The sequence below is a fragment of the Streptomyces capoamus genome (assembly GCF_014654935.1).
Lineage (GTDB): Bacteria > Actinomycetota > Actinomycetes > Streptomycetales > Streptomycetaceae > Streptomyces > Streptomyces capoamus.
This window is the reverse complement of record NZ_BNBF01000005.1, coordinates 346,100-353,333: the sequence shown is the minus strand read 5'-3', so window position 1 is coordinate 353,333 and position 7,234 is coordinate 346,100. Positions and strand designations below refer to the sequence as shown.

Below are 7,234 nucleotides of genomic sequence, written 5' to 3'. Positions count from 1 at the left end.
GCATCGCTTCTTTGCACAGGGTCGCGCAGCATGTTCGGTGTCGAAAAGGAAGCAGGCTCTGGAAAAGGAGGGAACGCAATGCCCGAATCAGCGAACGAGGGAAGCCTTCCGCGGCTGCCCCATCTGTCCGACGCGACCCTGCGCGATTCCGCCCACATGGGAGGTGTCGAATTCGGGCCGAAGGACGCCACCGTCATCGCCGAACTGTTGGTGAAGACCGGTATCGACCTGGTCGAGGTCGGCATGGTCTCCGGCCCGAATTCCAAGGACGCCGACCTGGTCCTCGCCACGCACGAGGCGATCGGTCCCGAGCGCAGCATGACGCTCGTGGTGGTGCGCGACCGCGAGCAGGTCGGCAGGGCCCTGGACGAGGCCGAGCGGCTGGGCGTGCGGCACATCATGTACTCCATCCCCACCTCCGAGCAGCACGCCCGGCTCAAGCTGAACTCGCCCAGCGCCAAGTTCCTGAACGTGCTCGCCCGTTCGGCGATCTCCCAGGCCAAGGAGCGCGGCTTCCACGTCACGTTCAGCGGCGAGGACGGCGCCCGCACTCCCAGGGAACGGCTCGTCCCCTACGTCACCGCCGGCTTCGAGGCCGGGGCCGACCGGTTCCGCCTCGCGGAGACCGTCGCCCACCTCTCGCCCTGGCGGATGGAGGAGGTCATCTCCGACCTCACCGCCATCGACGGATCCGAGATCGAGATCCACTCCCACAACATGCTGGGCATGGCCGTCGCCAACTCCCTCGCCGCCGTCCGCGCGGGCGCGCAGTGGATCTCGGCGACCGTCGGCGGCATCGGCGAGCGCGGCGGCAACGCGCCGCTGGCCGAGCTCCTCACCTCCCTGCGCGTCATCCACGGGGACACCCGGTTCGACCTGACCCACCTCACGGAGCTGTCCCGGGTGGCCCTCAGGGGTGCCGGACTCGGCAGCGCCTTCCAGTCCGGCCCGACGTCACCGCACGCCTTCGCCTACGAACTGCCGGGCCAGCTCACCCACCCGGAGGCGTACGAGACTCTGCCGGCCGAACTCGTCGGCAATACACGCGAGTTGCGGGTGCGCACCCGGCTCACCCCCGCCCTCGTCGCGTGGGCGCTCGCCGGATCGGGCGTCGACGTGGACGTCGAGGGCTTCACCGCCTGGCTCATCGAACGGCAGGAGCGCGACGGCGCCCCGGTCCTGGACCAGGAGGCGGTCCGCAAGGCCGCCGTCGACTTCCAGGCCGCCTGAGCGCCGCGGACCGCCCGCGCCTTCCCCTTCTTCCCCGCACCTCTTGCCCCGTGCCTCTTCCCCCGTACCCGCCACCCTTGATCGGAGTCCTGCCATGAGCACCGCTGTTCTGACCGGTTCGTGCCCCGAGTGCGAGACCGACCTGACCGTGCCCGAGATGGTCGAGGGGGAGACCCTGTCCTGCCCCGAATGCATGCTGACGCTCCGGATCGAGGGCATCACCGACGGCCGGCTGACCCTGGAGATGGTCGAGGTCCAGCTCCGCGACTGGGGCCAGTGACATGGCCAACCGAATCGCCATCGTCGCGGACCGGGTCGGCTGGGAGGAACGCCGGCTCATCGAGACCGCCCCGGACCTCGGCCTGACCGTCGACTGGGTCAACGACGAGTCCCTGTGCGCCGGTCACCGCGACGCCCTGTCCGTCAAGGACTACGACGCGCTGATGGTGCGCAGCCGCAGCTACACCCGCGGCGGTCTGATCGCCACCCTCGCCGAGGCCGACGGCTTCCGCGTCCTCAACAGCGCCGCCGCGATCCACTCCTGCGAGAACAAGCTGGTGCTGCGCGCCGTGCTGCGCGAGGCGGGCGTCCCGGTGCCGGACTTCCGGCTCGTGCTGTCCCGCAAGGACTTCGGGCAGGCGCTCGACGAGCTGGGGGTGCCGGTGGTGCTCAAGCCGGTCTACGGCGGCATGGGCAAGCGCGTCACCCTGGTGCGCGACGCCGACCTGGCGCAGTCCGTCTACGACTACGTGGAGGACCTGGGCCACGCCTTCGAGCAGGCCTGCCTGGTGGAGCCGTACCTGGGCGGCGGTTCGATCCGCTGCCTGGTCGTCGGCCGGGAGATCGTCGCCGCCGCCGAGTTCGAGAGCGCGGGCGCCGACTGGCGCAGCAACGCCGCCCTCGGCAACCAGAGCCGGGCCCTGGCCCACGACCCCGACGTGCAGAAGATCGTGGACGGCGTCGTCGACCGGCTCGGCGCCGGCGTCTACGGGGTCGACCTGTTCAGGACCCCGTCCGGCTATCTCGTCAACGAGGTCAACCACGCCCCCGCCTGGCGGGGAGTGGCATCGACGACCGGGGTCGACATCGCATCGGTCGTCGTCCGTCACGTCCAGGAGACACTCGAATGATCCGTGTGGGAATCGTCGGCGCGTCCGGGCTCGCCGGCGGCGAACTCATCAGGCTCGTCACCCAGCACCCCGAGCTGGAACTGACCTATCTGGGCGGCAACTCCAGCGCCGGCCGGCGCCCGGCCGAGCTGCACCCCGGGCTCCGTCTCGACCTGGGCGTGACCGTCGAGCCCGTCACGGCCGACCGCGTGGCCGAGCGGTGCGACGTGGTGTTCCTCGCCACGCCCGCCCCGGTCTCCGCCCGTCTCGCCGCGGAACTCGCCGACCGCGTCCCCTGCGTCACCGACCTGAGCGGCGCCTTCCGCATCCGCACCCCGGAGCTGCACGACCGCTGGTACCCGAAGGCCGAGCGGACCACCGAGCTGGCCGACCGCTTCGTCTACGGCGTGCCGGAGCTGGTCGGCGACCAGCTGGTGGACGCCCCGCTGATCTCGGTGCCCGGCTGCTACGCCACCGCCATCACCCTGGGGCTCGCCCCGCTGACCCTCGGGCTGGGCCTGAACCTGCGCACCGTGGTGATCGACGGCAAGAGCGGCTCCAGCGGCGGCGGTCTGCAGCTGCGCGTGCCGGACCTGCACCCGCTGCGCAACGGGGCCATCGCACCGTACGCCCCGACCGGTCACCGGCACGCCGCCGAGGTCAGCGACTTCCTGCTGCGCAGCAAGCCCGGCAGCGTCGGCTCCCTCGCCATGTCGGCGTACGGGGTGTCGCACGTGCGCGGACTGCTCGCCAGCGTCTACGTGTACACCGACGAGCAGGTGGACCAGCGGGAGCTGCAGCGTGCGTACCTCAGGTTCTACAAGGGGCACACCTTCGTGCGCGTCCGGCGGCACAACGAGACGCTGATCCCGGTGCCCGACCCGCAGGCCGTGCTCGGCTCGAACTACTGCGACGTCACCGCCCTGCACGACCCGGACGGCGGCCGCATCGTCGTCCTCGCCGCCCTGGACAACCTGGTCAAGGGCGCCGCCGGACAGGCCGTACAGGCCGTGAACAAGCGCTTCCGCCTGCCCGAGGACACGGGCCTGACCATGCAGCCGGTGATGCCCGCATGACCGAGACCCCGACCCCGCCCCCGACCGTGGTGAAGCTCGGCGGCAGCTGCCTCGCCGACCTCGCCGGCGGCTGGTGGGACGACCTGGCCGACCACGGGCGGGAACGGCCGCTGGTCCTCGTCCACGGCTGGTCCAAGCCGCTGAAGCAGCTCAGCCCCCGCTACAGCGAGCCGTCGGCGATCCTGCGCGACCGCTACGGCAACCAGAGCCGCTGGACCACGCCCGAGGTCATCGAGGACATCAAGACCGTCAGCGCCGAGCTGGGCCGGGAGGTGCTCGGCCGCCTCGAACAGCGCGGGATCGCCGCCGAACGGCTGCTCGGCAGCGACGGACTGGTCAGCGCCGGCGCGGGCGAACGCTGGTGGTGGAGGGACAAGCAGCTGGTCGAACTGGAGAACCTCGTCGGCCCCATCACCGGTGTCGACCCGGCGCCGCTGACCAAGCTGGAACCCGGGCGCGCCTACCTCGTCACCCCGCTGGCCCGCAACGCCGCCGGCCAGGAGGTCAACACCGACGCCGACCGGGCCGCCGCCGCGCTCGCCTGGGCCACCGGCGCCACCGACCTGATCCTTGTCACCGACGTCGCCCACCTGCTGATCGACGGCGAACCGGTGCGCGAGATCAGCGCGCGGGCGGCGGCCGAGTTCCGCGACAAGGGCGCCACCGGCGGCATGCGCAAGAAGCTCCGCGCCGCGGGCGAGGCCCTGGACCGGGGAGTGGACCGCGTCGTCATCGGCAGCGCGCCCGTCACGGATCTGCTCGCCGCGCGCACCGGCACCGTCATCACGCGAACCTGAGGAGCACCCCGTGGCGAAATCCCGTGTGCTGGTCGTCAACAACCGCACACTCTCCCTGAAGCAGCTCCGCGGGCGCTTCGAAGCGCTCGGCTCGGACACCGACACCGTCGAACCGGCCGCGGTGCCCGCCCGGCTCGACGGCCGCTACCAGGCCGTCGTGCTGAGCGGCACCAAGGTGCGGGCCTTCGACCAGGAGTATTACAAGCCGCTCGTCGACCTCGTCATGAACGCCGACGTCCCGGTCTTCGGGATCTGCGGCGGCATGCAGATCCTCGCGGTCGCCGCCGGCGGCCGGCTGGCCGAGGGCCCGCAGCGGGTCGGCGGCTACGAGGTCCAGGTCGACAAGGAGGATCCGCTCTTCACCCACGTGAAGCCGACCGTGACGGTCTTCCACCGGCACACCCTCTACCTCCAGCAGGCCCCGGAGGGCTTCCGCTCCATCGGCCGCTCCGAGCACGCGCCCGTGGAGTTCCTGCGCTCCGACGACGGCCGCATCTACGGCTCCCAGGCCCACCTGGAGTTCCGCAGCGACGGCCTGGAGATCCTGCGCGGCTTCGCCCAGCTCTACCAGTGAACGCACCTCATGGACGAACAGGAGTACCCGGCAGATGAGCCTTGTTGACGACACCACGCAGGATCCCGCGCTCGTCGTGCACCTCAACGGCAGCGGCGGCGCCCTCAAGGGCTGGGTCGTGATCGACACACTGGTCGACGGCCTCGCGATGGGCGGGGTGCGGATGACCCCCGGAGTGACCGAGGAGGAAGTGGCCGGCCTCGCCCGCGACATGACCCAGAAGTTCACCCTGGCGGGTCTGCGCATCGGCGGCGCCAAGGGCGGCATCGTCTCCGACGGCAGCAACCGCGAGGAGACCTTCCGCACGTTCGGCCGTACCGTCAAGCCGCTGCTGCACGGCGGTATCCACCTCGGCATCGACATGGGCGTCACCCCCGCCGACCGGGCCGTGTTCTTCGACGAGGCGGGCTACGACCCCCGCTACCGGCTCGGCGCACCGGACATGCCGGTCGACTGGCGCACCTACTACGAGCCGCTCATCGACGTCACCGGCCACGGCGTCGGCGTCGCCGCCGTCACCGCCCTGGAGGCGAGCGGGCGCACCGGATCCGCCCGGGTCGTGGTGCAGGGCTTCGGCGCGGTCGGCCGCGCGGTCGCCCGGTTCCTGGAGGACCGCGGCCACGTCGTCGTCGGTGTCGCGGACGCCCGGGGCACCATCAGCGCCGACCGGCTCCCGGTCGCCGAACTGGTCGCCGTCACCGACGAGTTCGGCCTGATCGACCGCTCCCGCCTGCCGCAGCACGTCACCCTCTCCAGCGGGCCGGACGCCTGGCTCGACATCGACGCCGACCTGCTGGTCCTCGCCGCCCAGAAGCACGCCCTGAACGCCGAGAACGCGCACCGGCTGCGCGCCGGTCTGGTGGTCGAGGGCGCCAACCTCGCCTCCGACGCCGAGGCACGGGAGAAGGCCCGGGCGGCCGGTGCCACCCTGGTGCCCGGCGTCATCGCCAACATCGGCGGCGCCGGTGCGGCGGCCCTCGCCGTCACCCGGATCGTCCCCTTCGACCTGGCCGCCGAGGCACGCAAGGCCTGGGTCTTCGACTGGATCGGCGACCGGGTGCGGGACAACACCCGGGCCCTGCTGGAGATCGCCGCCGCCCGCGCCGGTGACCCGCTGCCGGAGCTGTTCGCGGTGCGACGTGGAGAACTGCGATGACGACGACCCTCCCACCCGCCCCGGCACCCGCCCCGGCCCCGGCGCCGGCCGCGGACCGCGCGGCCGGGTACCGCTCGCGCGGCTGGTGGCGGGACGAGACGTTCCTCGACGACCTGCGCCGGCAGGCCCGGATCCGGCCGCGCAAGCTGGCCGTCGCCGGCCGCCGGCTGGGCGAGGCGCGTACCGACACGCTCGACTACGCGGAACTCTCGCTGCTGACCGACCGGTTCGCCGGGGCCCTGCTCGAACTCGACGTCCGGCGGGGGGACGTCGTCGCGGTCCAGCTGCCCAACCGGTGGGAGATGGTGCCGCTGATGTACGCCTGCATGGCCGTCGGCGCCGTCATCTGCCCCATCGCGCCGGAGTGCCAGGGCGAGGAACTGCGCCACCGCCTGGAACTCACCGAGGCCCGGCTGTGCGTCACCGTCGCCGAGTGGGACGGCCGTGAGCCTGCCCGGGACATCGCCGCGCTGCGCCCCGGACTGCCGCTGGAGGACGTCGTGGTGGTCGGCGGCCGCGCTCCCGAGGGCACCCTCGACTTCCACGAGCACTTCGTCTCGGTGCCCTGGGAGGACACCCGCCTGGGCGACCTGGAGGGGCGCGCGCTCGGGCCCGACGAGCCGTTCGTCGTGCTGTTCACCTCCGGGACGACCGGCTTCTCCAAGGGAGTCGTGCACAGCCAGAACACCGTCCACTCGGGCGTACGCGGCTACGTGGACACCTTCCTGCTCCGCGACGACCTGGTGGCCGTCGTCACCACCCCGCTCGTGCACTACTCCGGCTTCGCCCAGGGCGTCCTGGCCGGCGTGATGCTCGGCGGGACGGTCGCCTTCCAGGACGGCCGGAACCACACCAGCCTGCTGGACCTCGCGGAGCGCTACCGGGCCACCCTGCTGTACGGCCCGCCACCCACGCTCTTCGGTGTGGCGGCCGCCCAGCGCGCCGACCGGCACGACGTCTCCAGCCTGCGCTACACCGTCACGGGGGCCCAGCCGGTGCTGCAGGAGCTGGTGGACGAGCTGCGCGACACCTTCGACACCGCCACCTACTCGGTCTGGGGGATGTCCGAGTTCGGGCCGATCACCATCAGCCGGCTCGACTACGACCAGGACTGGTCCGCGCACAGCCACGGCCGGCCGATCGACGCCATGGAGATCCGCATCGACGGCGGCGCGGACCCCGGGGAGGGGGCCCGCGTGGGCCGGCTGCGGGTGCGCGGCGCCTCCCAGGCCCTCGGCTACCACCGCAACCAGGCCGCCTTCGACGCCGAGCTGTCCGCGGACGGCTGGTTC

General features: G+C 72.2%; 8 protein-coding genes. All 8 read left to right on the top strand.

The features are described from left to right. Window positions 1-78 precede the first annotated feature (78 nt). On the top strand, window positions 79-1,230 hold the full coding sequence (locus tag IE312_RS11360; RefSeq protein ID WP_189980818.1) for a hydroxymethylglutaryl-CoA lyase-like TIM-barrel protein: 1,152 nt from the start codon (window positions 79-81) through the stop codon (window positions 1,228-1,230). 94 nt (window positions 1,231-1,324) lie between these two features. After that, the gene (locus IE312_RS11355) at window positions 1,325-1,510 is read left to right on the top strand and encodes a lysine biosynthesis protein LysW (protein WP_189980816.1); all 186 of its coding nucleotides are present in this window, start codon (window positions 1,325-1,327) and stop codon (window positions 1,508-1,510) included. A 1-nt stretch (window position 1,511) separates the two neighbouring features. After that, window positions 1,512-2,360 (top strand): ATP-grasp domain-containing protein, encoded by an 849-nt coding sequence (locus IE312_RS11350; protein WP_189980814.1) that lies wholly within the window; start codon window positions 1,512-1,514, stop codon window positions 2,358-2,360. Next, on the top strand, window positions 2,357-3,415 hold the full coding sequence (gene argC / locus IE312_RS11345; protein ID WP_189980812.1) for an N-acetyl-gamma-glutamyl-phosphate reductase: 1,059 nt from the start codon (window positions 2,357-2,359) through the stop codon (window positions 3,413-3,415). Before IE312_RS11350 ends, argC begins: the two co-directional genes overlap by 4 nt. Continuing rightward, a complete protein-coding gene (locus IE312_RS11340) occupies window positions 3,412-4,212 on the top strand; it encodes an amino acid kinase family protein (protein ID WP_189980810.1) in 801 nt (266 codons plus the stop codon). Before argC ends, IE312_RS11340 begins: the two co-directional genes overlap by 4 nt. Before the next feature lie 10 nt (window positions 4,213-4,222). After that, complete coding sequence (locus tag IE312_RS11335; RefSeq protein WP_189980808.1) at window positions 4,223-4,786, top strand: type 1 glutamine amidotransferase; 564 nt, start codon at window positions 4,223-4,225, stop codon at window positions 4,784-4,786. A gap of 34 nt (window positions 4,787-4,820) precedes the next feature. After that, on the top strand, window positions 4,821-5,942 hold the full coding sequence (locus IE312_RS11330) for a Glu/Leu/Phe/Val dehydrogenase dimerization domain-containing protein (RefSeq protein WP_189980806.1): 1,122 nt from the start codon (window positions 4,821-4,823) through the stop codon (window positions 5,940-5,942). Continuing rightward, window positions 5,939-7,234: AMP-binding protein (locus IE312_RS11325; RefSeq protein ID WP_229899533.1), on the top strand; the 1,296-nt coding region annotated here is incomplete at its 3' end. The genes IE312_RS11330 and IE312_RS11325, both read left to right, overlap by 4 nt.